This is a genomic window from Bifidobacterium boum, from assembly GCF_000741535.1.
GTDB classification, from domain to species: domain Bacteria; phylum Actinomycetota; class Actinomycetes; order Actinomycetales; family Bifidobacteriaceae; genus Bifidobacterium; species Bifidobacterium boum.
The window spans coordinates 94,592-118,740 of the sequence record NZ_JGYQ01000013.1; the positions used below are offsets into that span (position 1 = coordinate 94,592).

Consider the following 24,149-nt stretch of genomic DNA (forward strand, 5'->3'; position numbering starts at 1 on the left):
TAGGATCGGAACGCTTTGGCACCAAGGATTTTATGGGTCCTAACCTCGCTCAGAACCAGTCGCAGCAATCCGACGGCGACATTCATTCTGGCGTTGGGGTACTTGACAAAACCGTGAAAATATTGGATGCGCTCGAATCCGGGCCCGCCACTCTCGGCCAGTTGGTCAACGAGACCGGACTGGCCCGACCGACCGCGCATCGTCTGGCCATCGCTTTGGAGCGTCATCGTTTCGTAATCCGCGACCAGCACGGTCGCTTCGTCTTGGGATCGCGATTCGCCGAGCTCGCCGCCGCCGCAGGCGAAGACCGACTGCTCACCGCCTCTGGCCCGATTCTGCAGACCCTGCTCGACCGCACCGGCGAATCCGCGCAAATCTACCGCCGTCAAGGCGACCAGCGCGTATGCATCGCCGCCGTAGAGCGTGCCAGCGGCTTGCGCGATTCCATTCCCGTCGGAGCGCTGCTGAGCATGGAAGCCGGGTCCGCCGCACAGATCCTGCTCGCGTGGGAGGATTCCGAGCGCCTGCATCAGGGCTTGCGCCACGCGAAATTCACCGCCGCCAAGCTTGCCGCCGTACGCCGGCGCGGGTGGGCGGAATCCGTCAACGAACGCGAGGACGGCGTGTGCTCGATTTCCGCGCCGATCCGCAACCCTTCCGGTCAGGTTATCGCCGCGATTTCCATCTCCGGGCCGACCGGCCGCATGGGCACCACCCCGGGCCGCCGGTACGCGCCGCTCGTGATGGCCGCCGGCAAATACCTCACCGACGCTCTGCTGCGCGCCAGCGGTGAGCGGTGACACCCGGCATCTGGACTTCAGATGACTTCTCGCCCGTCACAAGCCGGTTGTGCCGGCGTGTGACGGGCTTCGCCGTTCCGCACCAAACAGATTGGTTGCCGATTTGCTTGGTGTGGAACGGATACTAAGGGGATTGGGCGAGACAGCGTCTCCGTCGAAAAGACGAATCGGCTCTATTATGCGGATTTGAGCGATATCCCCGATGAGGATTCCGGGCATATCGCACCCCCGCCGCTCCACACCCGAGAAGTATCCGGAAGATTCGCATCGTGTGGAACAGATACCAAGCAATCCTCTAGTATCAGCGGAATCCAGGAAACCGCCGCCAATGCCCTGCCGGCACCACCGACCCCTCCCCCTCGACTGTGCATTCCACGTGATCGTGCACTACTGTTGACAATATGATTGACAAGCAACGCCCCGACAGCCGACATCGGCCGTTATCCGTATCCACACGTCTGGGACGCCTGCAATTCCATGAATCCGGCAAATTCCGCATCCTACAGCTTTCCGATATCCAAGATGGGCCGAAGGTCTCAAACGATACCATCCGCCTGATTGCCGCCGCAGCGGATGCCGCACGCCCGGATATCGTCATCTTTACCGGTAACCAGATCGCCGGGTACGACAGTGCATACGCTGACACATTCCGAAAGCGCACGTGGCGCACCCCACTCGAGCGCATACGGCAGAACGAAGCGAGCCGCGAACAGCTTGACCATACGCGTGATATGGTGCGTGAAAGCATCCGACAGTTCCTGCAGCCGCTCATCGAGCGCGGTATCCCGTGGGTGGCAACGTATGGCAACCATGACAGCCAGTGCGGGCTGAGCCGCGAGGATATGGATGCCATCTACCGCGAATTCCCCGGGTGTCTCAACGCCGAATCAACCGCGTCGCGCCCCGACCTGCCGCGTACCCGGCCAAGTTCAGGGCTTCCTGACCAGCGCATCTACCCGTGCGAGGCGGGTACGCTCGCTCTGCCGGTTATGGACGTGGACCGCAAACGTACGGTCCTGGCGCTGGCGGTGTTGGATTCTGGCGATTACTCCCGTTCCGGCGGCTATGGTTCGCCGTCGGATGCTGCGCTGCATTTCCTTGACCTCATGCCCGGCGTTCTGCACACCCGCATGATGGTGTTCCAGCATTTCCCGCTCCCCCAGTATTACCGACTACTCAAGTCAGTGCCGCCGAATGCCGCGCACGCGGTGGAGGGATACCGCGTGTTTTCCGGTCATCATTACGTTTTGAACGAAGATAACACCTTGCCCGGCAGCTACCTGGGTGAGGGCGTCAGCTGTCCTGATGCGGACAGCGGCGAATACGCGATTCTGGCGAAAGACCGGCGATATTTTGCCGTTGCCGCGGGGCATGATCATCGTAACGGTTTCGCTGGCGAAGTCGATGATATGCTGCTGGTCGCATCCCCCACCTGCGGATTCGGGTCATACGGTCCGGCTCCGGCGCGGGTCGCTGCGCGATTATTCGAGTTTGATATCCGCCACCCGTATCATCCGCGTACGCAGCTGCTCGAATTCGGCGATCTGGTCGGTAAACCCAACTCGCATAAGACCTACACGTTCGCGATTTCCAGCGAGGCGGACCAGCTGGGCGAATCCATGAACCTGCTGCGACGCCCCGGGTGGCTTGAACGCTTGCGACGCGCGCTGCGCTCCCGCTGAACCGGATTCGGGACGTGAACTGACAGACCCCTCAGTGTCGGCAGAAACAGAACCACCTCCTTCTGCCGACACTGACAGAACAGTAAGCGTCGGCAGAAGGAAGTGAGTCAGCCTCCACCGACGCTGACAACACACTCAGCGTCGGCAGAGGGCTATGGTTACGAATCGGTGAACGGCAGGAAGCTGTATGCATACGAAAAAAGCCACCGCACTCGCGGTGGCTTCTCGTTGGCTGGGGTACCTGGACTCGAACCAAGAATGGATGAACCAGAATCACCTGTGTTGCCAATTACACCATACCCCAATTGGCAGGCGCCGCAGCTCTTGGAACTGCTTCGTCGGTCGTACCCCCGACCGGATTTGAACCGGTGTTGGCGCCGTGAGAGGGCGTAGTCCTAGACCGCTAGACGACGGGGGCGTTTAGTTATCTGTTTACGTCTCTCGACGCAACAGTTGAATAATATACAGCGGATGACACCGCCACGCAAATCGCCGGCAACATCGGCGTGTCGCAATAGGGAAAGCGGTCTGGAACATGATGTTCCAGGCCGCCCAATCACTACTGCCGCAAGGACTTAGCGGTCAGCCTCGGATCGCCGCCGTGCCAAGCCCCGCGTACAGGTGTCACAGATGCTCGCGCAGCCCCTTGAGACGAGCCACCGTCACCGGCTTGCCGATGATTTCCATCGACTCGAACAGCGGCGGGGACACGCGACGGCCGGACACGGCGACACGCACCGGACCGAACGCTAGGCGCGGCTTGTAGCCGGCGTCCTCGATCAGCGCCTTGTTCAGGGTCTCATGCAGCGGCTCCGCCTTCCAATCGGCCTCATCCACACCCTCAAGCGTGGCGATCGCCTTGTCGAGCACGTCGCCTGCGGAATCCTTGAGCGTCTTGCGCGCATCAGCGGCGGGCTCAATGTAGGGCTCCTCGCTCAGCAGGCTGCCGACCATGCCGGACACTTCGCCAAGCAGGCGCACACGCGGCTGCACCAGCGGCGCGGCGGCGGTGAGGATTTCCCGTTCGCGGTCGGTCAGGGCGTCCCAGCTGTCAGCGGACACCACGCCGTCGCGGTGCAGGTACGGCACGGAACGGTTGAGGAAGTCCTGAGGCTCGAGCATGCGGATATGCTCCGCGTTGATCGAGATCGCCTTGTCCAGGTCGAAGTGGGCGGGGTTCGCCTTGACGTCTCGCACGTCGAACTTCTCGATCATCTCGTCCATCGAGAAGACATCACGGTCAGGCGCGATCGACCAGCCGAGCAGGGCGAGGTAGTTGAGCAGACCTTCAGGAATGAAGCCGTTCTCACGGTGCAGGAACAGGTTGGATTCCGGGTCGCGCTTCGACAGCTTCTTCTTGCCTTCGCCCATGACGTACGGCATGTGGCCGAACAGCGGGACTGCCTTGGCGATGCCAAGCTTGATGAGGTAACGGTACAGCACAATCTGGCGCGGGGTGGAGCTCAGCAGGTCTTCGCCACGCAGCACGACATTGATGCGCATCATCGCATCGTCCACCGGGTTGGTGAGCGTGTACAGCGGGTCGCCGTTCGGGCGGACGATCACGTAATCCGGCACGGATCCGGCCTTGAACTCGATGCGCCCGCGGATCAGGTCGTCGAAGGCGATGTCCTCATCGGGCATGCGGATACGCAGCGCCGGCTTACGGCCTTCTGCGCGGAAGGCGGCCTTCTGCTCGTCGGTCAGATCGCGGTCGAAACCGTCATAGCCAAAAGCCTTCGGGCGGCCGGCGGCGACGTTACGCGCCTCGATCTCTTCAGGCGTCGAATACGATTCGTAGGCGTACCCGGCTTCGAGCAGCTTGGCGGCGACATCCTTGTAAATCTGGGTGCGCTCGGACTGACGGTATGGGCCGTCCGGGCCGCCGACCTCGATGCCCTCGTCCCAGTCGATGTGCAGCCACTTGAGCGCGTCGAGAATCTGGTTGTAGCTTTCCTCGCTATCACGCTGCGCGTCGGTGTCCTCGATACGGAACACGAAAGTGCCGTGCGTGTGGCGGGCCTCCGCCCAGTTGAACAGGGCGGTGCGGACCATGCCCACATGCGGCGTGCCGGTCGGCGACGGGCAGAACCGCACACGCACGTCCTTCGGCAGCTCGGGCTTGATATCCTTGCTTTCTTTGTTGTCAGCTTCGGTCATACGCTCTATTGTGCCGCGCGTGAGGGACGTGGCTTCTCCGGCTATGCCCGGCTGCGTCGCACTCCTGCCGCGTCATACGACGCCGGCACCGCTTCCGCCGCACCGATTCCGCCGCAGCATCATCGCGTCGTCACTGTGCGGGCTTGGAGAATTTCGCGGCGAGCGCTTCACGGTTGCGTCGTTCGTCGGCCTCTTTGGCTTGTCGTTTGGCTTCTTCTCGATCCCATAGGACATCCTCGAGATGTTTGGCCCATTCGTCGCGGGCGGCCGGGACGATGATGTCGGCGAGCGCCTGCCATGTTGTGGTCGCATCCTCGGTTTGCAGGCCGTCAACGTATACTGCGTACACCGAATGCAGGGCATCCGCGGCGAGGAAGATCCTGGGGATGGACAGCGTCTCGCACAGCTCGTCGGCGGCGAGAATGGCTGCGATGACATCAGCGAGTGTGGCCGGTGCCGGTACGGTACGCAGGATGCCGTCGACTGCCGTGATGACGGCCGCAAGGCTGCGGGCGATGCGCGACTCGGCTGCGGATGTGTCGTCGCGCTCAGATTGGATGACGGCGAGCGTCTGACGGCATGGTGCGAGCACAGTCTCGTCCCATGTCAGGCCGAGCTCCATGCCCGCTTGGGTGAGCAGTCCGGGGTCTTGGGTTTGCGAATAATCAGCCATTGCGTCACATGCGGCGTTCGCGGCGAGTAAGGCGTCCACAATGTTCTGGGGACGTCCGGGGATGCTTTCGGCGCCTTCGTACACGTATTCCGCGTCGGCGATGGTGACGTTCTCACCGGTCAGCACGGCGGCCATGACGCGAGTTTGCCTGACTTGCAGGTTTTCCGCGTATTTGGCGTCGTTGGCAAGTTCGCTGGCTTTGGTCAACGGCCACAGGGAGACGAGTTTCGCCCCCTGCTGTGCCGCTTCGCGTACATCAGTCCTGGCTGTTATGCGCTCGATACGGGTTGATATTGCTGTCGCCTGTGTTGGTTTTTCCGTTGCGCCCATCATGCTCCTTTGCTGGTGTCTGCGTTCTACGCCCTAGCGTACATCTTTCGCCGGGTCGACATAGGTGATGGACAGCATCTCGCCGGTGTCGCTGTCGTAGGTGATGGAGGTGATGGATGCGAGGGCGGTATGCCGCAGCAGCATGTTGTGTTCGGGATGTCCGGTTTCCAGCAGGTGCCGGTAGGACCAGATCGGGGATTCGTGGCTGACGGCGATGATTTGGCGGCCGGCGTACTGGCGGACTTTTTCTTGGGCGAATTCACCGACACGCTGTGCGATATGCCGGTAGCTTTCCCCCCAGCTGGGCGTCCACAGGTTGCGTACGAGTTTCCAGTTGCCGTTGCGCCACAGCGCCCCTTCACCATGGCCGATGCGTGTGCCGCGGAATTCATTGCCGGCTTCGATGATGCGGTCGTCGGTGATGGCTTCGAGCGGCTCCTCGCCGCGTTCACCTCGCGTCTTGTTCAACGCTTCGAGGATGATGCCTGCGGTTTCCCGCGTACGGTCGAGCGGGGAGCAGTAGACGGCTGCGACGGTGTTCATTTGCGGGCTGCGGGCAATGTAATCGGCGGTGGCTTGGGCCATGCGGGCGCCAATGGTGGACAGGTGGAATCCGGGAAGACGCTCGTACAGCAGGTGATCGGGGTTGTATACCTTGCCGTGGCGGATGAAATGGATGGTGGTTGCCGGCATGGTTGGCCTTCCTGTGACTGGGCCACGCCTGATTCGCGTGGCAGGCGGTTTGATTCCAATGTACCGCGCGTCATGCCCGCACGTCAGATGGCGAAGGTGGAAACAGCACATTATTGGTGTGCGAAAACCGACACGCCAAGAGATGTACCGGTTCAGTAGACGGTAGTATGGCGGCTGACCACAATGAAGCAGAACACCACAGGCCGGCAGGATGATGGCAAAGCAACGTCGGAAACGTACGCCAACCGGCATAACACACTGTGCATGAGCTGAATGTACGAGGAAAAACGGGACATCTATGAGCAACACGTTCACCGCAGGAATCAAGGATATCGGGCACCGGGTGTTCGGCGGGTACGCCGAGCTGCTGCGCATGCCGCACACCGCACGTTTCGCCATCGGTTCGGTTATCGCATGCATGCCGTTCCCCATGGTCGGCATGACCATCACCATTTCGGTGCAGCATTATTACGGCAACTATGGGCTCGCCGGCGCATTGACCGCGATTCAGGCGATTGCGACCGCCATCGTCTCACCGATCCTCGGCAAACTTGTCGACCGGTTCGGCCAGCGTCTGGTGTCAGTGCCGACCATCATCGTATGGATGATCGCCTCGATGTCCCTGGTGACAGCCATCACTGCGCATGCCCCAGAATGGGTGTTGTATGCCATCGTACCGTTCATGGCGGCCATCCCGCCGTGGGGTGCGATGAGCCGCAGCCGGTGGACGCGCCTGCTTCGGGGTGATGCGGAGCGCACGAACCGGGCGCTGTCACTGTCCGGCGTGCTGGACGAATGCATGTGGGTAATCGGCAATCCGCTCGCGTCAACCCTCGCCGTGATTTCAGGCGTGCTCGCGTTCTCGTTCACCGGTGTATGCGTGCTCGTCGGAGCGCTCATGTTCCTGACCGAACGATCGACGGAACCCCCGTCGCAAACCGATCTTGCCAAAGCTGCCGGGCTGACACGGGCGCAATACCGTGAACGTGAAGCGCGTGAAGCCGCCCGACTGCGTGCAACAGATACGCCGGATACCGGCACGGGCAACACCGCGAATTCCCAAACGTTCTGGAGCGCTGGACTGGTAGCGGTGTGCGTCACATGGTTCGGGCTCGGCGCATTCCAGTCGGCGGCCGGCATCTCGATTATCGCGTTCGCCACCGAACAGCAGTTGAAACAGTACACGGGCTTCGTGTTCGCCTGCTTCTCGCTCAGCTCGCTGATCGGCGCACTGTTCTATGGCGCCAAAAACTGGCAAATCCCGCTGTGGAAGCGCTTCTACTTCTGTCTCGCGGTCGTCAATCTGGGTATCGGGTCGTTCATGTTCGCCCACAACCTGTGGACGATCATGATCATCTACCTGCTTATCGGTGTGTGCCAAGCGCCAACATGGATCAACGGCAACCAGCTGATGCTGCATCTGGTGCCGCCGGCACGATTCACCGAAGGTATGGCGTGGATGGGCGCGATGAACTCCATCGGCTCATCCGCCGGATCGGCGATCGCCGGCCAGGCCATCGACCGTATGGGTGCGCATGGCGGCTTCCTCGTCGTCACCGCACTGGCGTTGGGGTCGCTGGCGGTCGCATTCGTCGGCTTACGGCAGATCAAGCACAGTACCGAAACGCCGACGCTGACCGAAATCACCGTCTGAAACAACAATGCGGGCGCATCCAGCTGAGGATGCGCCCGCTACAGGCCATCATTACTTCGGCCAGCCTTCGGGAGTGTGTTCCAGCGACCAGCGGCCGAGACGACCGGCGAAACTGTTGTAGCGCTTCTGTTCAAGCTGCTCAGGGGTCAGACGATCCTCGGGCTTGCGCAGACGGTTGAAGGCATCCGTATGCGTGCTGTCAAGCAGCCACTTGCGGATGACGAAATTCCATATGGCAACCACCACGGTGGCGACCAACTTGCCGCCGTTCGTGCGCAGCAGATACTCCGCATGCTGGGTGATCATCGCATCCTTGTTCATGCCGTATGTGCTCAGCCAGATGATGGCATCATTGATAAGCAGGCCAATCGCGGATGATACGAAGAAAATCACGATTTCCATCCAACGCGCCATATCGTCGCGATGTTTGAACACGTATTTCATGCTCGCCAGATAGTTGAACATCAGCGAAATCAGGAACGACAGCGTGCTCGCCAGCACATTATGCATGTGGAAGACGCCGACAAACAGGTTCAGCAGGCCGAAGTCAATGACAAAGGCGATGATGCCGACGATTCCGAATCCCATAAGCTGTTCGATGAGTTTTTTCACAATGTTCCATTTAACACGCCGTATCTGACCGTCTGCCGGGCGGCATGGTTTCCGCACGCTACGCACACGATACAGCATGGTCTCACGCTTAGAATGAGAACGACGAATCCGCAATCCATCAAGGAGGTCACATGCCCGTCATTCATACCCATGTTTCCGTTCCCACCACGCCAGCCCAACGTGAAGCGTTGAAAACCGCGTACGGCAAAGCCATCACCGCCGTCCCCGGCAAGTCCGAAGGCTGGCTGATGTGCCCGTTCGAAGACGATATGCCGATTTATTTCGGCGGTTCTGACAGCAAGCCCGCCGCGTACGTGGAAGTCAACGTGTTCGGCAATGATGTGCCGCGTAGCGCGTGGGAGCAACTGACCGAGCAGATCATGAAAGCGCTCAACAGCGAGCTCGGTATCCCGATGAACCGCACGTACATCCGTTACACGGCCACCACGGATTGGGGCTGGAACGGCGGAAACTTCTAGCAGCCGTCTGTCAAGCTGACAGCAGGAGGCCCCGCGCACTTGATGTACGCGGGGCCTCCTGCGATTCAACGTCGAATGCGCTGAATGATGCTGTCAGACGATCTTCGGCATCGGCGTGGTCAGCGAAGTAGTCAGATTGACTTGCACCAGACCGGCGCCGGCGTGCACTTCGACTTTCTTCAGGGTTACGGTGCGCTCGTCGGCCGGGGCGGAATCGTTGTCGGTCATGGTGGCCGGGGACTTCACGGCGACCAGCGCAAGATCATTCAGGCTGAATCCGGCGTCGGCGCACAGCTGCTCGGCCTCGGCGAGCGACTCGTCGAACCCGTCGCGCTTGACGACACGCTCGGCGGGTACGCCGTACGCGTTGCCGGCAACCCAGCGGATGTCATCGATCAGCGGCATGCCCTTGTGGCTGGCCGGGCTGGCCGGAGCCTTGCCGTCGCCGATACCCAGCACGTCGACGAACGCGTCCAGCTGCGGGGCGAGCGCCTCACCGCCGTCACGGAACAGGTTGCCGATGATCGGGTCGCGGAACTTCAGATCCTTCGCGGTCGCACGCAGCGAATCAATCTGGTCGTCCTCGCCACTCCACAGGTTGATCAGCGGGAAGGTCGGAATGTTCAGGCCTTCGAGACGCTGCACGTGGAACGGGTAACGCCACTGCAAAGCAGGATCGTCACGCCACGTGGTGGCACGGGTGACCACGACCGCGGCGGACGGCCATTGCGCGCCATACTCGCGGCAGGCGATGTCCAGCCACTTCTGGGCGCCCGCATCAGCGCCATAGCCGGCTTCGACAATGACGACATCGTGCAGTGCACAGGCGAGTTCAACGGATACGAGCGTCGGAATGCCGATGGACACGTTCGCGAACGGACCGCCATGCACGTACACTGGAGAGCCGTTGACCGTCTCGGTGAGTGCCGGCTTGACGGCATCGCCCAGGATGCCGGTGATGCGCCACAGATCGGTGAATTCGCCGAACTTGACGGGCTTGCCGTCCTTCGTGCCGGCGATCATCGCGGCGACACGCTCGGCGATCTCGTCCATGGAACGGGAAAGCACGACAATCTGCATGAGTTCGCAGGTCGGGGTGAGCACCACGCGCTCGGCGACATTGTTCTTGCCGGCGTCGACGGTGATCTTGCGCAGCGAACGGGACGGAACCTCGGAGACACGCGGCACGAGCACGGTGTCGAGTTTGCCTTCGTCCACAGCCTTTTCGGCGAAGGAAACGAGCAGGTTTTGCGCGGCCTCGATTGCGGCCATTTCGCCGCACAGGCCCCAGTCGATGAGTTCCGGGTGGGTCAGGGAAGCCTTGCCGCCGCCGGACGCACCGCCCTTGGAACCGGCTGCGGTGATGCCCATGCTCGGCTGGCGCAGCACGGCGGTCGCGTCGATGCCACGTGCACGCAACGCGTCGATCAGTGCGATGGTGGTGGTGGTCTTGCCTTCGCCACGGGACGCCTTCAATGGCGTATCAGCGGTGACGAGCACGATTTTGCCATGTTTACGCGGCGCTTCGGGATGTGTCTTGAGATAGTCGAGGTAGCCGTACGCGTCGATCTTGCGGACCAGTCCGTACTGGCGTGTGTAATCCTCGATACCGGTCATGGGGACTCCTTACCTGTCGGTGATACTGCACCGTCGGCGGCCGCCGACGGCAAGTCTGGTCGGGCAAGTCCACACTGTAGACGCGCATGCTACAGCCACAAGCAAGAAACCATGCGCAAGCCCGCGTTGCGCACGTCTTCACTATAATCGATGGTCCTGTCAGCAACTCCGGATTGTCCGGAAAACAGACAGCACCCGCAGCGGACAGCGCCGCGAACGGCATGTGCCGGATCCATGGACGGATATCCATGTTTCCGGCACACGGGTTGGCATGCACTCAACTGGCGATACTCGCGATATCGGTCGCCTGCGACCGGTCAGTTATCGGAACGATTGAAGCCATTCTTCATCTTCATGCTGGTGATGTACAGCACAGTGTCGAGCAGCTTGTCGGTTTCTTCCTTGATCCGGTCGGCCATGGTCTGGTTGGCGGCGGCGAGCACGTCGCGCACCTCCTGGTCGCGCACGACTTCGATGATCTGGTCAGGTTCGAGCGGTTCGACATCGCCTTCCAGATTGTCCGCCTCGAACTCGTTCTCCAGCTGCTTGGCTTTCGCCTCGTTCTCGCCGCCCAAACGGGATACCTGCTCGTCGGTCGCGGCAATCAGACGGTGGGCCATGCCGCCGGTCTTCTCCTGATAGCGTTCCACCGCGTTTGCAGTGTCGGAGAACGCCGCGTCGCACAGCGCCGCGATGATGCGGTTCTCCCAGTAGAAGTTCTCGGAGGTCACACGCGTGGTCGTATCCTCGAAATACTTCGGGGTCGTATCCACGTTCGGGAAGAACGGGACCAGCGTGTTGAACGGGTTGGAGCCATAGGCGAGCCACTGGATCGCACGGTTGGACTGCGGACGGTACGGGCGGATCTGCATGACCGACAGCTGGCTCTGCCGGTTGATGCCGATCGTGCGGTACATGTGCCGGGTGTGTTCGTCGCCCAGATGCCCGTACGGGTCGAACGGCGTACCTTGGTAATGCGAGCTGAGCACGTATTTCACGTCTTCGATGGTGATCTTGCGCTCAGGCTGGCGCGCCCACGGAATATCGTTGCTTTCCGGTGTATGGTCCGCGTCCTTGCCGTCCCACACCTCGTCATACGGGTTGAGGAAGCGCTGCATGTACCATGCACGCGGCGTGTTGTACACGTGGTCGGAATCCGAGTGGGAGCCGAACGCGTCACGCGGATTGAATGGGGAGGTTGATTCCACCGACAAATCAAGATGATTGTGTTCGATGAACTCAGCCAAATCAGCGGAGCACATATGCTCTTCCTGGTCGCCGAGGGCGTCATCCAGATCGAACTCGTCGATACCCAGCTGGTTCGGCATGGTCACGTACGCTTCATCCGGCACGCGCTTGGCGATCCAATGATGCCCGCCGACCGTTTCCAGCCACCAGATTTCATGCACATCAGAGAATGCGACACCGTTCATCTCATAGGTGCCGTACTGTTCGAGCAGCGAGCCGAGCCGCTCCACGCCTTCGCGCGCGGTCTTGATGTACGGCAGTACCAAGGTGAGGAAGTCCTCCTCGCCAATGCCGCCGGCGGTTTCGGGCTTGTAACCGTCTTCGCCGGGTTTGCCAGTGGCGGGGACGAGTTCGACGAACGGATCGGCGCCGAGCACGCGCTCGTTGGTGGTCAGCGTCTCGGTGGCGCTCATCGCCACGTTCGCTTCGTTGACACCGGCTTCGCCCCAAATGCCTTCTTTGGTGTCAGCGTTCGGAACAGCCGTGTATTGCAGCGGATTGTCCGGCAAGTCAACCTCGACGTGGCTCAATACGCTGCGATAATGCCGCGGCTGTTCGCTCGGGCGGACAACAATGAACCGCTTCGGATTGAATTCGCCGTTGGCGGAATCCTCGTTGCGGGCGATGATAGTCGAGCCGTCATAGCTCGCGTCCTTACCTACCAAAATCGTGGTGCAGGCCATGGTGTTCCTTTCAGTTTTGCCGAATTTCCAAGCCTTTGCGACCGCATCGGCGTGCAGTGCCAGGGCGATGACCTGGCGCTGTACGCATGCGGTTGCGTCATCGAATTGATTGAACCGGCCATGCGCATTGTGCCACGCAGACCATACGACAGCAGATACCGAGCGTTCCAGCGTTCAGGCGCGGCCGGTGAAGAAGGCGCCGCCTTGATCGACCAAGCTGTCGGTCTTGCGCAAACCGTGCAGCATCTCGTTGAGCCAGAATCCCTGGTTCAAGCCGGGCAGCTCCTCGCGGGTCGCCCACACCTGTAGCAGATAGTCATGGTCCTTGTCCGGCGGCTGCGGACCGTTGTACCGCATGGTCACCGCCGGGTTCGTCGAACCGACGAACTTGCTGGCCGCCGACGTACGCCCCTGCACAGCTTCGGGAATCATCGCGGGCAGGGAGCGGGAGAAGTCGACAGGAATCTGCAAGGCGTGCGAATCGTTGAAGTCAAACATGAGCGCGTCGACCGGCACGTTGGCGACCGCCCAGTGGATCCACTCGAATCCGCACACCGGAATCGAATCAGGATCGACAAGCTCCCAGTGCAGGAACATCGCATCCGGGGCGAGGTCATCAATGTAGAAGGGGAACGAGACGATAGGCGTGCCGTCCACACGGTTCTCGGCGGGCGCCTGCTTGGCGAACTCGTCGGGGACGACCGTAAAATCAGCGGAAATTCTCATGATGCCAGTATCGCGCATCGTGATGACGTGGAGATGAGCGCGCGGTGAATGCGTTTGCGAAATCGCGGGATATGGAAGAGGGACGGATGGGTTGGGGATCCATGGGGCGAAAGCATGACGGAATACCACGATCCCGCTCTTTACCTGCCCCACTCTGTCTGACCATGGGGACCCCAGGCCCTCCACGCCAGCGGAATCGGTACCGATTCGCTTCGTATGGAAAGGATACCGAGGGGATGACAGACGGAATCGGAAAACGATGAAATAAGAAATGGCGGAATACCGCGGTTCTCGGGAAAGCACCCGTCACTGGAGTGTCTCAAGACACCGGCGAACGTTCCATACGATGGATTTCGGCTGTCGATTCGCATGAAGCGGAACCAGCAGGCCGCACCCGTCCCACCAGTCGCCATATGCAGCGGGCCGGCTCCCGTACAGGAACCGGCCCGCTGCATTGCCAACGTGTCAAGCCTGGGTTATTCCGCCGGCTTGTAGAAATCGCCGTTCAACGCGGCGGCAGCCTTCTGCTTGGCTTCCTCGAAGGTGACCGAAGCGAGCTGGGCGCGTACATCGTCCAACGCGACCGGGGTCATGGACAGCGAGTTGACGCCGATACCGGCGAGTACGACCGCCAGATCCGGGTCAGCCGCAGCCTCACCGCACACGCCCACCGGCATGCCGTTGGCATTGCCCGCGTCCGCGATCAGTTTGATGGCGCGCAGCACCGCCGGATGCCATGCGGTCTGGTAGTGGGCCACGGAGCCGAGCGTACGATCGGCCGCGAGCGTGTACTGGGTCAAATCGTTCGTGCCGATTGATACGAAGTCCGCGACCTGGGCGACTTTGTCCGCCATCAATGCGATTGACGGGACTTCGGCCATGACACCGACCTTCTTCAAACCCTTGGATTTGCCGAGCTTGACGAAGTAGTCGGCCTCCCACTGGTCGGCAACCATCGGGACCATCACCCACAGGTCGGCATTGGTCTGGGCGTCGGCGCGCGCGATTGCCTCAAGCTGGTCCTCGAGGACCTTCTTGTGCACACGCAGGGTTCGCAAGCCACGCAGGCCGAGCGCCGGGTTCGGCTCATCCTCAGGCGTCAGGAACGGCAGCGGCTTGTCCGCGCCGGCATCCAGCATACGGATCACGACTTTCTTGCCGGGGAAGCGGCTGAGCAGCTTGGCATACGCCTCAGTCTGCTCTTCGACGCTCGGCGGCTCCTCGTTGCCGAGGAACAGGAATTCGGTGCGGAACAGGCCCACGCCTTCGGCACCGTATTCGAGCGCCGGGTCGGCGTCCTCCGGCTTGCCGACATTGGCGAGCAGCGGAATGAGATGACCGTCCTTGGTCTGGCCGGGCTCGCCGCGCAGTTCCTTGGCTTTGGCGGCGTTCGCCTTCGCTTCGCGGGCTTCTGCGATTTCCGCTTCACTCGGATCGACGATCACCGTGCTCTTCGCGGCGTTGACTACGACGGTCTGCCCGTCCTTGATGTCATCCGCCCCTTGCGCGGACACCACAGCCACGATGCCGCGGGCGCGCGCCAGAATGGCGGTGTGGCTGGTCGGGCCGCCCTGACTGGTGACGATGGCGAGGGTCTTGTTCAGGTCGAGGGCCGCGGTGTCCGCCGGAGAAAGGTCCTCTGCGACAAGCACGAACGGCGTGTCGCTTTGCGGAACACCCGGGGCGGGCAGACCCATGAGGTCCGCGATAACGCGCTGTCCGACATCATGCAAATCAGCCGCACGCTCGGCTTGATAGCCGCCGATGGCCTTGAACATCTCTTCGACCTGGCCGAAGCCTTCCAGCACTGCACGTTCGGCGGTCTTGCCGTTGGCAATGAGATTCTTGATGGATTCGGCGAGCGACGGGTCGGAAGCGAACATCGCGATAGCCTGCAGAATCGGTGCGGCTTTCTTGGTGGCCTCATCGCCGTTTGCGGCTTCTTCTGCGCGACGGTTGAGATCGGCGTTGACGGTGTTGAGCGCCTTGATTGCGCGATCGGTTTCCGTCTCGACGCTTACGCCCGGATTCCTTGGAGCATCGGAGGGTTCGGGAAGCGGGGCTGCCATGCGAATGACAGGACCGACTGCGACACCACGTCCGATACCAACACCAGTGATGACCATACGAGCTCCTTTTGTCTTGTTGCCGGTTCCGCCAGCGGAAACCGTCTGGGGAAGTACTCACTTCATCGCGAGTACGCCTTTTCTGTTGTATCTCATTTTATACTACAAAATCCGCGACGCAACGCCGGTAAACGTTTTCTCTATTTCGGAAAAAGTATGCTATGCTGAGCTGTAGGGCGTCACACCAGTTGCGCAGCAGCTGCGATGGCGCGCAGCGGGAGCCCCGGCAACCGCGTATTGAATGACGTAGACTGACGCAAAGGAGTGTCTATCATGGCAACCGCAACCCGTACCGCAACCATCAACGATCCTGTCGGCATCCACGCACGCCCGGCAGCAGAGTTCGCCCAGGCGGCAACCGCTTCCGGCTGCGCGGTCACCATCGCCAAGCAGGGCGGCGCACCGGTCAACGCGAACAGCATCCTGTCGGTGATGGGCCTGGGCATCAAGCAGGGCGACACCATCGAAATCACCGTGGACGGCGAGAACGCGGACAGCATCGCGGACAATCTCGTGGCCACGATCACCAAGGCCTGATTGCGCCATCGCGTAGCACGCATCGCCGGTTTTCGCCGGTATCACGCGTCTGCGTATCCATTCAGACACGAATCACGAACCGCCACGGCCATACACCGAGGCGGTTCGTTGTATTCTCGTGTCGAATCCAAGTTGACTGGAGATGCACCATGACATCCGCCCGAGGCAAGCGACCGAACGCGTCCATCACCAATGTCGCAGCCCTCGCCGACGTCTCCATCGCCACCGTTTCACGCGTCCTATCCGGCAGGAGAACCAAAGACGACGATATCGCCCGACGGGTGCGCCAAGCCGCAATCGAACTCGATTACGCCGTCAACAGCGCGGCGAGCGCACTGCGCAGCGACACGAGCAATATCATCGCCTTATCCTTGCCGGCAACGCCGAATCCCCTCCATGCCGGCATTGTCGCCGCGATCAGCGATGCCGCAAGCGCCGCCGGCCGGCAACTGCTGGTCGGCACTGACAGCACTTCAGCGGGGCAACACCAACGGATCAAGGCATTCATCAGACGCAACGCCGACGGCATCATTGTGCTGCCCTGCCCGCGCTCCGGCACGTCTACCGCGCGCGGGCTGGCAACGGCGGATACGCCCATCATCCAACTGTTCGGCTCCACCAACCTGCTGAGACACGATTGGATCAGCATCGATAATGGCGCGTCCATCGAACTGGCTGTCACCCATGTGGTTGAACGCGGAGCGCATTCCATCGCGTATTTCAGTGACGCGGTCGGCTCCAGCGAGGGGGCGCAAACCCTGCTCGCGTTTCAATCTTCGCTCAATATGCTTCACGCGCACGCCGACAGCGATTGGATCACCATCGCCGATGGTACGACGCAACGCGGGTTTGCTGACACCATGCGGATATTCGGCGATGCCTCGCGCGAGATTCCCGAAGCGATCATCTGCGCGTCCGTCGATACGGCTATCGGCGCGATGATTGCGCTCAACCAGCTCGCCATTGATGTGCCGAACCGGGTGCAGATCGTCAGTTTGCGAGATGACACGGCGGCCGCGACCAGTGTACCTTCCTTGACCGCGATGCGGGCTCCCCTACCGCAGATGGCTGCGGAGAGTCTGCGATTGATCGCCAATGCCGGTGCCGCGACATCCGATGCCATGACGGTCGCGAGATTGCGCCGTCATGTGGCGTTCCCACGGCGTGTGGTGGCTAGGGGGTCCACCCGGCATGCTGCGGTCGCATGATGGTGTGGATACCGCTCGTATTCTGTATGCGTGACGGCGTCTCCCTGTGCGGTTTGGCATTCCTGCGGTCCCGCCCCCGCTGTTCCTCGCTTGCCACTCCACGCCTGTGGTATCGAGTCCCGATGCACATCGTATGGAAAGGATACTATGGCGCCGTGCGAGCCGCGGCATGACGCTGAAGCCGACATGCCGGTGCAACAAGCCGAATCAGGCGAGCAGCGAGCAGAACAATGCTTCGAACACCAGCAGCGGGTTGCCGTTGCCGGCAAGCCGGCGTCGTGCCGTCGCGATGTCTTCCATCCGTCGCACCGCGTCACGTCGCGTGAGTTTGACCGACAATTCGGTGATCGCCGTCCGGTTTTCAAGATTCACCAGCCCGACCGCATCATCAGCGTTGTTCTGCAATACGGCGACATCCCGGTAAATACTGGCCACTGTAGTCAGCGCACGGTCGAGCACATCACGCGAACGTCTGGTGGCGCGGCGTTTGAGATCATCTTTCTTGCTGATCGCATGGTAGGCGGAACGCAGTTTGGGCGGAATGCGATCCTTCTCCCCCAAACCGTTCACGCGCCTGAATTCCTGCTCGTCGCGTGCGGCTTGACGGTCGACGTCGGCCTGGGCTTGGGCTTTGGCGTTGTCGGTGAGTCTGCCGGCGAGCAGCACGGCGTCCGAAGCCCTGCGCATGCCCAGTACGCCAACCACCAGCTCGTCACGGTCGGCGAGCACCTGATCGTCTTTGGCATACAGCCGGGCGATACCGATATGCCCTTCGGCGAGCCGTGCCGAGCGTGCCGCCAATGCCGGATCCACGCCGTCATGCTCCTCAAGGAACTGGGCGACCGCACGGTTGGATGGCACGGCTAGGTTCACGATGCGGGTACGCGAGCGGATGGTCGGCAGCACATCCTGCGCACTCGGGGCGCATAGCAGCCAGATGGTGTGTTCCGAAGGCTCTTCGATCTCTTTGAGCAGCACATTGGTAGTGCGTTCAAGCATGCGATCGACATCTTCGATGATGATGATGCGCCACGGCGACATGCTCGGCATCTGCTCGGACACGCCGATAAGCTCGCGTACTTCGTCGATACCGATGGTCACTTTGTCGGTTGACAGGACGGTGACATCCGGATGCGTACCGGCGAATACGAGATGCGTGGCGCGGGTCGGCTCATCGCTCAGCCCGTGGTCAGGGCTTTCCAAGGCGGCGGCGAACGCCTTGGCGACATTCGAGCGTCCCGATCCGGGCGGCCCGCAGATCAGCCATGATTGGGCGATGGCTTTGGGGTCGCCTGCGGCGATGGCGCTCAACTGGCTGACCACGGGTTGCTGTCCGACAATCGAATCCCATACGCTCATGGCCTGCGCTCCCCCGCCTGTCCCGCCGTCGATGCGGTTGCCGGTGCTCCAAGCAGCGTCTCGATATCCGTCTGGATGGTATGCCAGACCTCCTCAATACCGGCGGACGCGTCGACAATCAGGAACCGTTCAGGGTCGGCTTGGGCGAGTTTCAGGAATTCTTCGCGCGTACGGCGTTGGAAATCCATTCCGGCTGCTTCCATACGGTCTTCCCCGTGGACAAGCCGACCGTGGGAGAGTACAGGATCGATATCAAGCAGGTAGGTGCGTCGCGGCAACAATCCGCCGGTCGCCCACATGCTCAGGTCTCGCACATCGCCTGCCGTCAGTTCACGCCCACCGGCCTGATAGGCGAGCGAGGAGTCAAGATACCGGTCCGTGATGACCACGGCACCGCGCTCAAGCGCCGGCGTGATGACCTGCGCGACATGCTGCGCCCGATCGGCCGCGAACAGCAGGGCTTCGGCGCGTGGAGCGATATCGCCGCCATGCAGCAGTATCTGGCGAAGCTGTACGCCAAGCTCCGTGCCGCCGGGCTCACGCGTCACCACCACGGTTCGTCCGCGTTCGGTGAGATATGTACGCAGGCGTTCGACCTGTGTGGTCTTGCCCGCCCCGTCAACGCCTTCGAAGGAGACGAACAGGCCTGTTGGGGCGTGTGCGGTCATTACTCCTCCTTGGTGGCGGTTGTCGTGCTACGCTTCGCGCGTGTTCTGGTGGACGCCGACGATGCGGCGGTTTTCTTCGCCGCGCGCTTCGTGGCGGTGGTTTTCTTGGCTGTCGTGCGCTTCGCCGTGGTCTTCTTCGCGGTGCTCTTGCGGGTGCGACGCTTGGATGGCCCGGCGGCACGCTTTTCGGCGAGCAGACGGAACGCTTCCTGCGGTTCGATGGATTCCGGCGTGTACTGTTTGGGCAGCGTGCGGTTCGTCTCACCGTCGGTGATGTACGCCCCGTAGAAGCCGTCCTTGATGGTCACTGGCTTGCCGGTGTCCGGATCATTGCCCAGTTCGCGTAGCGGCGGCTTGGCTGTACCGCGGCCACGGCCACGACCGTACTTCGGCTGGGCGAACAGTTCCTTGGCTTTGGCGATGTCAACAGTGAAGATTTCGTCCTCGCTGCCGAGTGACCTGGTGTCGGTGCTGCCGTCGGCTGCGGTTTTGGTCAGATACGGGCCGTACCTGCCGTTGTTGGCTGCGATGGTCACTTGGCTGACTTCACCGGTTTTCGCGTCTGTTTCTTCGAACGTTCCGACCGTGCGCGGCAGACTCAACAGTTGCAAGGCCTGTTCAAGCGTGATGCTTTCCGGTTTCATCGATTTGAACAATGAAGCCATTTTCGGCTTGGGGGTGGCGGCTTTTTTGCTGCTCTTGCGCGTACCGGATGCCGTCTCAGCCTGTTCAGACTGCGGTATGGTCAGGGACACGTAGGGACCGAATCGTCCGTTGCGTACTTCCACGATACCGCCGGTCGCCGGATCGGTGCCCAATTCGCGCGGACCGCCGGCATTGCTTTCAATCAGCTGATGGCCTTGTTCGACCGTCAACTCGTCAGGGGCGAGCGTGGGCGGCAGGGAGGCGCGCTTGGGGTTGCCTTCGGCATCCAAGTGGTTCATATCCTCAAGATACGGGCCGTAGCGTCCCACACGCACGTGCAGGCCGTCGCCGATTTCAATGGTGTTGATGGCGCGGGCGTCGATGTCGCCAAGCTGGGCGACCTGCTGCTGCAAGCCTTCATGCGCTTCGTCCGCATTCGTCGCCGCGCCGTCACCGGATCCGAAGTAGAAGCGGGTCAGCCAATCCTTGCCGGTTTCCTTGCCGCGTGCGATGCGGTCGAGGCCGTTCTCCATATCCGCGGTGAACTGGTAGTCCACGTACTTCGGGAAGTTCGTTTCCAGGAGTTTGACCACGGCGAACGCCAGCCACGATGGAATCAGCGCCCTGCCGCGCTCATACACGTAGCCGCGGTCGATGATGGTGGAAATAATGCTCGCGTAGGTTGACGGGCGGCCGATTTCCTTGGCTTCCAAGGTTTTGACCAGCGATGCTTCAGTGTAGCGTGCCGGCGGTTGCGTCTCATGGCCATCGGCGTTGACTTCGTCAGCGGTGAGGACATCACCCTGATGCATCGGTGGCAAGGAGGTGTTCTCATCATCCTTGGCGGCTGTTTTCACGGATGCAGTGCCTTTGGCCGCGGTTGCCGGCTGTGCGGCACGCTTGCCTTCGCCGGTCGCACGCATGAAGCCGGGGAATTCGATAACCGTGCCGGATGCTTGGAATACCGCGTCGCCACGGGGTCCGGCCGGTGCGCTCAGTCGCACGGTTGCGGTCGAACCAGTCGCGTCAGCCATTTGGGACGCAAGCGTACGCTGCCAGATCAGCCGGTACAGTTTCGCCTGATCGGCGGGAACCTTGCTCGCCACATCCTCAGGGTCACGGAAGCTGGAGCCTGCCGGACGGATGCATTCGTGCGCTTCCTGCGCGCCAGCGGTCTTGGTCGCATACTGCTTGGGGGCGTCAGACAGGAACTTGGTGCCGAAGTGGAATTCGACGGCGTTGCGTGCCGCAGCGATCGCCTCTTGGGACAGTGTGACCGAATCGGTACGCATATACGTGATGAAACCGTTCTCATACAGGCCTTGGGCCGCTCGCATCGTCTGACGGGAGCTCATACCGAGACGGTTTCCGGCGGTCTGTTGCAGTGTGGACGTGGTGAACGGAGGCAGCGGACGTCTGCGGTAAGGGCGGGTTTCCATGGATTGCACGGTGAATGCCGCTTCACGCAGCGTCTGTGCGACAGCGGCGGCGCTTTCGGCATCCAACTGGCAGACGTTGTCGGCGAATCCGGCGGGGGTGAGTTTACCGTCCGCGCCGAAATCCTTGGACGTGGCCAGCCGCTTGCCGTCCAGCTGGATCATGCGCGCATCGAATCGCACCGGTTCGCCTTCCGCGCCCGGAGCCGACAGGGATGCCACGACATCCCAATACGGGGCTTTGACGAATGCCATACGCTCACGCTCACGCTCGACAATCAGGCGCGTGGCCACCGACTGCACGCGGCCGGCCGACAGTCCCGGCCCTACTTTGCGCCACAGCACGGGGGACAGCTCATAGCCGTACAGGCGGTCAAGTACACGACGCGTCTCCTGCGCATCCACCATATGGTCATCGACATCTCGCGTCTTGGTCAGTGAGGCTTTAATCGCTTCAGGGGTGATCTCGTGGAACACCATGCGTTTGACCGGGACCTTCGGCTTCAACGTTTGGACCAAATGCCAGGCGATCGCCTCGCCTTCGCGATCCTCATCAGTCGCCAGATATAGTTCGTCAGCGTTCTTCAACGCCTCCTTGAGCTGGGAGACGGTCTTTTTCTTGTCAGGGCCGACAATGTAATACGGCTCGAACCCGTCATTGACATCGACACCGAACTTGCCGTACTTCTCTTTCTTGGCAGCCGGCACCTGGCTGGGCTGGGCGAGGTCGCGGATATGACCGACCGACGCGAGCACGGTGTACCCATCACCCAAGTATCCCGCGATCTTCTTCGCTTTCGTCGGAGACTCCACGATAACAAGCTTTGTGCCGGCTGCCATTGCCCCTCCTTAATACTGTGTACGGAACGCCATCATACTCACGGAGCATGGCCAACGTCGTATCTGGTGTGCCGTGTTACTTGGATGGCGGGGCCGGCGGAGCGCCGACCAAGCCGAGTTTCGTCAACGGGGATGCGGTCAATTGTCGAAGCGCGAGCACCAGACCGAACACCAGCAAAGACGCTGCGGAAACCAGCATCACCGTCGCCGCGCACGCCCCCGCCTGCGTCCACTGTGCCCGCAGCGACAGTCCGGGCGCGATCTGCCATAGCAGGTATCCGCCATACAGGGCGATCATGATACCGCCGGTGATCATAACGCTGCCCACAATCTGGATACTCGCCGACGCCGTACGCGTACCGATTTCATCCATGCCGGTCGTACGCGTGAACGCCAGCATAAGCAGCGCCCAACCGCCGACAATCAACAAGCTCATCACCACATCCGTAGGACGATGCCATTTGGCCGCCACCAGCGACAGTGCGGTAAGCAAAGCGTACGCCGACCCCACCAGTGCGCACACGGCACGCCATGCGCGCGGCACCGCACACATCAAAACAACAGCGGCCGCCGCAGCAAGAATCGTATGCCCCGAAGGCGCGGTGTTATTGGGCGAAGAATCAATATTTTGCAAGTATGGTCGCGGCAACACGCCTTTGAGCAGCTCAGAGCCGTAACACAGAGCCGTAAACACGACCAGTTGCCCGAGCATCCACCAGCGTCGCCGTATCGCGGCAACCGCCACGCCTACGACGGCGAGCGCCACGCTGATGATGATAATCGTGCTTGACGCGGTCAACATATGGACCATCGCACGCAACCATGAAGGCAGTGAGCCGTCCAGCAGCGTCCACACTTCGTCATCAAAATTCTGCCCGTTGGCGGTCCGCACGCCAAGCCACCACACACCGGCGGAGGCGGCGAGCAGCATCAGGCCGAATACGATGCACAGGATCGTGCTTGACAGGCGTGGATGAATCGCCAACGGGTCAGGCTGGGCGAGGCCCTGATCCATGTTGTCTACCGACAAGTCGTCGGCGACAGGTCCGGACGGATTCGCCTGCGGGGCATCCGTCGAAGTCGTGGACACCCGCGATGATGCCGGCAGCGGGCCGTCAAAACCCGGTGCGTCCTCTGTCTGCGGTTCGAACGGCGTGAACGTCAAGGATGGCCGGGGCTGCCACTGGACGTCTTGATGGTCGGGAACCGGCGTGAACACCGGGACCGATGACGTGGCCAAGGTTGGAGCCGGTGAATCTGCAGCGACAGGCTGCGGCACGGCGGGCTGCGGGGCTGCGGAGTGTGACGCGGCCGGCGGCTGGGTTGAAGATTGCGGAGCCGGAGTCCGGGCCGGGGGAATCGGTACGGCGGCACCATGCACATCCGGCGCCGCGCCCTCCTGCGATTCCGTGGGTTGTTCCGGAGAGCGTGGGGCAGGTGGCGGCACCGGGGATCCGGCCGTTACCATTGCCGGCGCGTCCTGCGCCTGACCAGCCGGCGAGGTCTGGCCGGGTTGCGGCATCCATCCGGCTTGTTCGGTTTGGCCTGCCTGCGACACCAACGGCTCTTGTTCATTCTCATCCATAGTCACCGACTATACCTGCCGCCATCGTGCACACCGTCTGCCATCCCGGTGATTGTTCACAAGCGCGGCACATGAAAGCAGACGAGAATACCGATACGGCGGTTCTGTCACACCAGCCACGAACCGTTGTCCAAACGCCGGCTCCTCTTGTTTCTGCGATGCTGAGACCCCATGAGCGTCGTTAGAAGGATTCGTTCCACACCACAATCTTCACGACAATCCCGGCCCCTATGCCGCGGATGGTAAAAGAAAACCTCCGCACACCCGTCAGAGGCCACTTACCCTTGCTGCATTCCTGCCCTGGGGGAGTTGGGTGACGTAACGCCATGCGGAGGCGTATGCGAGTATACACCAATGGCGGGGACAACACGAATCAGCTGCGCGCAAC

At 61.5% G+C, this 24,149-nt stretch carries 18 protein-coding genes, 2 tRNA genes and 1 other RNA gene; 6 read left to right on the forward strand and 15 right to left on the reverse strand.

The window, feature by feature from the left end; translation table 11 throughout:
• The first annotated feature begins 32 nt into the window (after positions 1-32).
• Entirely contained in the window at positions 33-800 is a 768-nt protein-coding gene (locus tag BBOU_RS04405) for an IclR family transcriptional regulator (protein ID WP_026503513.1), read from the forward strand.
• A 401-nt stretch (positions 801-1,201) separates the two neighbouring features.
• The gene (locus BBOU_RS04410) at positions 1,202-2,482 is read left to right on the forward strand and encodes a metallophosphoesterase (protein ID WP_026503512.1); all 1,281 of its coding nucleotides are present in this window, start codon (positions 1,202-1,204) and stop codon (positions 2,480-2,482) included.
• 229 nt (positions 2,483-2,711) lie between these two features.
• Here BBOU_RS04410 and BBOU_RS04415 read toward each other — a convergent pair.
• From BBOU_RS04415 to BBOU_RS04435, 5 genes are all read right to left on the reverse strand, one after another.
• Positions 2,712-2,786: transfer RNA gene (locus BBOU_RS04415), tRNA-Gln, on the reverse strand.
• A 41-nt stretch (positions 2,787-2,827) separates the two neighbouring features.
• Positions 2,828-2,900: transfer RNA gene (locus tag BBOU_RS04420), tRNA-Glu, on the reverse strand.
• Positions 2,901-3,106: 206 nt separating this feature from the next.
• Positions 3,107-4,642, reverse strand: coding sequence for a glutamate--tRNA ligase (gltX, locus tag BBOU_RS04425; protein ID WP_026503511.1), 1,536 nt, complete (start codon positions 4,640-4,642; stop codon positions 3,107-3,109).
• Between the two features lie 130 nt (positions 4,643-4,772).
• Complete coding sequence (locus tag BBOU_RS04430; protein ID WP_238552033.1) at positions 4,773-5,648, reverse strand: hypothetical protein; 876 nt, start codon at positions 5,646-5,648, stop codon at positions 4,773-4,775.
• A gap of 30 nt (positions 5,649-5,678) precedes the next feature.
• On the reverse strand, positions 5,679-6,338 hold the full coding sequence (locus BBOU_RS04435; RefSeq protein ID WP_026503509.1) for a histidine phosphatase family protein: 660 nt from the start codon (positions 6,336-6,338) through the stop codon (positions 5,679-5,681).
• Positions 6,339-6,636: 298 nt separating this feature from the next.
• Here BBOU_RS04435 and BBOU_RS04440 point away from each other — a divergent pair, with 298 nt between their 5' ends.
• Positions 6,637-7,992, forward strand: a complete 1,356-nt coding sequence (locus BBOU_RS04440; RefSeq protein ID WP_026503508.1) for an MFS transporter — start codon at positions 6,637-6,639, stop codon at positions 7,990-7,992.
• Between the two features lie 51 nt (positions 7,993-8,043).
• Here the strand turns inward: BBOU_RS04440 and BBOU_RS04445 are convergent, their stop codons facing one another.
• Positions 8,044-8,580, reverse strand: coding sequence for a GtrA family protein (locus tag BBOU_RS04445; RefSeq protein WP_026503507.1), 537 nt, complete (start codon positions 8,578-8,580; stop codon positions 8,044-8,046).
• 155 nt (positions 8,581-8,735) lie between these two features.
• On the opposite strand from BBOU_RS04445, the gene BBOU_RS04450 reads away from it, so the two are divergent.
• Positions 8,736-9,083 carry a phenylpyruvate tautomerase MIF-related protein gene (locus BBOU_RS04450; RefSeq protein WP_026503506.1) on the forward strand — a complete coding sequence of 116 codons (348 nt, stop codon included), beginning with the start codon at positions 8,736-8,738 and terminating at the stop codon, positions 9,081-9,083.
• Positions 9,084-9,176: 93 nt separating this feature from the next.
• Here the strand turns inward: BBOU_RS04450 and BBOU_RS04455 are convergent, their stop codons facing one another.
• The 4 genes from BBOU_RS04455 to ptsP all read right to left on the reverse strand — a co-directional run bounded on the left by BBOU_RS04455 (position 9,177) and on the right by ptsP (position 15,483).
• Complete coding sequence (locus BBOU_RS04455) at positions 9,177-10,700, reverse strand: formate--tetrahydrofolate ligase (RefSeq protein ID WP_026503505.1); 1,524 nt, start codon at positions 10,698-10,700, stop codon at positions 9,177-9,179.
• A 317-nt stretch (positions 10,701-11,017) separates the two neighbouring features.
• On the reverse strand, positions 11,018-12,631 hold the full coding sequence (locus BBOU_RS04460) for a C69 family dipeptidase (RefSeq protein ID WP_026503504.1): 1,614 nt from the start codon (positions 12,629-12,631) through the stop codon (positions 11,018-11,020).
• A 174-nt stretch (positions 12,632-12,805) separates the two neighbouring features.
• Positions 12,806-13,357, reverse strand: a complete 552-nt coding sequence (locus BBOU_RS04465) for a YbhB/YbcL family Raf kinase inhibitor-like protein (RefSeq protein ID WP_026503503.1) — start codon at positions 13,355-13,357, stop codon at positions 12,806-12,808.
• A 476-nt stretch (positions 13,358-13,833) separates the two neighbouring features.
• Positions 13,834-15,483 (reverse strand): phosphoenolpyruvate--protein phosphotransferase, encoded by a 1,650-nt coding sequence (gene ptsP / locus BBOU_RS04470; RefSeq protein WP_026503502.1) that lies wholly within the window; start codon positions 15,481-15,483, stop codon positions 13,834-13,836.
• A 273-nt stretch (positions 15,484-15,756) separates the two neighbouring features.
• On the opposite strand from ptsP, the gene BBOU_RS04475 reads away from it, so the two are divergent.
• Both BBOU_RS04475 and BBOU_RS04480 read left to right on the forward strand, forming a co-directional pair.
• Positions 15,757-16,020 (forward strand): HPr family phosphocarrier protein, encoded by a 264-nt coding sequence (locus BBOU_RS04475; protein WP_026503501.1) that lies wholly within the window; start codon positions 15,757-15,759, stop codon positions 16,018-16,020.
• Positions 16,021-16,169: 149 nt separating this feature from the next.
• On the forward strand, positions 16,170-17,228 hold the full coding sequence (locus tag BBOU_RS04480) for a LacI family DNA-binding transcriptional regulator (RefSeq protein WP_026503500.1): 1,059 nt from the start codon (positions 16,170-16,172) through the stop codon (positions 17,226-17,228).
• Between the two features lie 207 nt (positions 17,229-17,435).
• On the opposite strand, the gene BBOU_RS04485 is transcribed toward BBOU_RS04480, so the two are convergent.
• The 5 genes from BBOU_RS04485 to ffs all read right to left on the reverse strand — a co-directional run bounded on the left by BBOU_RS04485 (position 17,436) and on the right by ffs (position 24,102).
• Positions 17,436-18,587, reverse strand: a complete 1,152-nt coding sequence (locus BBOU_RS04485) for a DNA polymerase III subunit delta' (protein ID WP_026503499.1) — start codon at positions 18,585-18,587, stop codon at positions 17,436-17,438.
• Entirely contained in the window at positions 18,584-19,255 is a 672-nt protein-coding gene (gene tmk / locus BBOU_RS04490) for a dTMP kinase (RefSeq protein ID WP_051616907.1), read from the reverse strand. The genes BBOU_RS04485 and tmk overlap by 4 nt, the downstream gene beginning before the upstream one ends.
• Positions 19,255-22,176 (reverse strand): type I DNA topoisomerase, encoded by a 2,922-nt coding sequence (topA, locus tag BBOU_RS04495; protein WP_033490460.1) that lies wholly within the window; start codon positions 22,174-22,176, stop codon positions 19,255-19,257. The genes tmk and topA overlap by 1 nt, the downstream gene beginning before the upstream one ends.
• 76 nt (positions 22,177-22,252) lie before the next feature.
• Complete coding sequence (locus tag BBOU_RS04500; protein WP_026503498.1) at positions 22,253-23,761, reverse strand: phosphatase PAP2 family protein; 1,509 nt, start codon at positions 23,759-23,761, stop codon at positions 22,253-22,255.
• A 244-nt stretch (positions 23,762-24,005) separates the two neighbouring features.
• Positions 24,006-24,102: signal recognition particle sRNA small type (gene ffs / locus BBOU_RS09070), an RNA gene on the reverse strand.
• Positions 24,103-24,149: the final 47 nt, after the last annotated feature.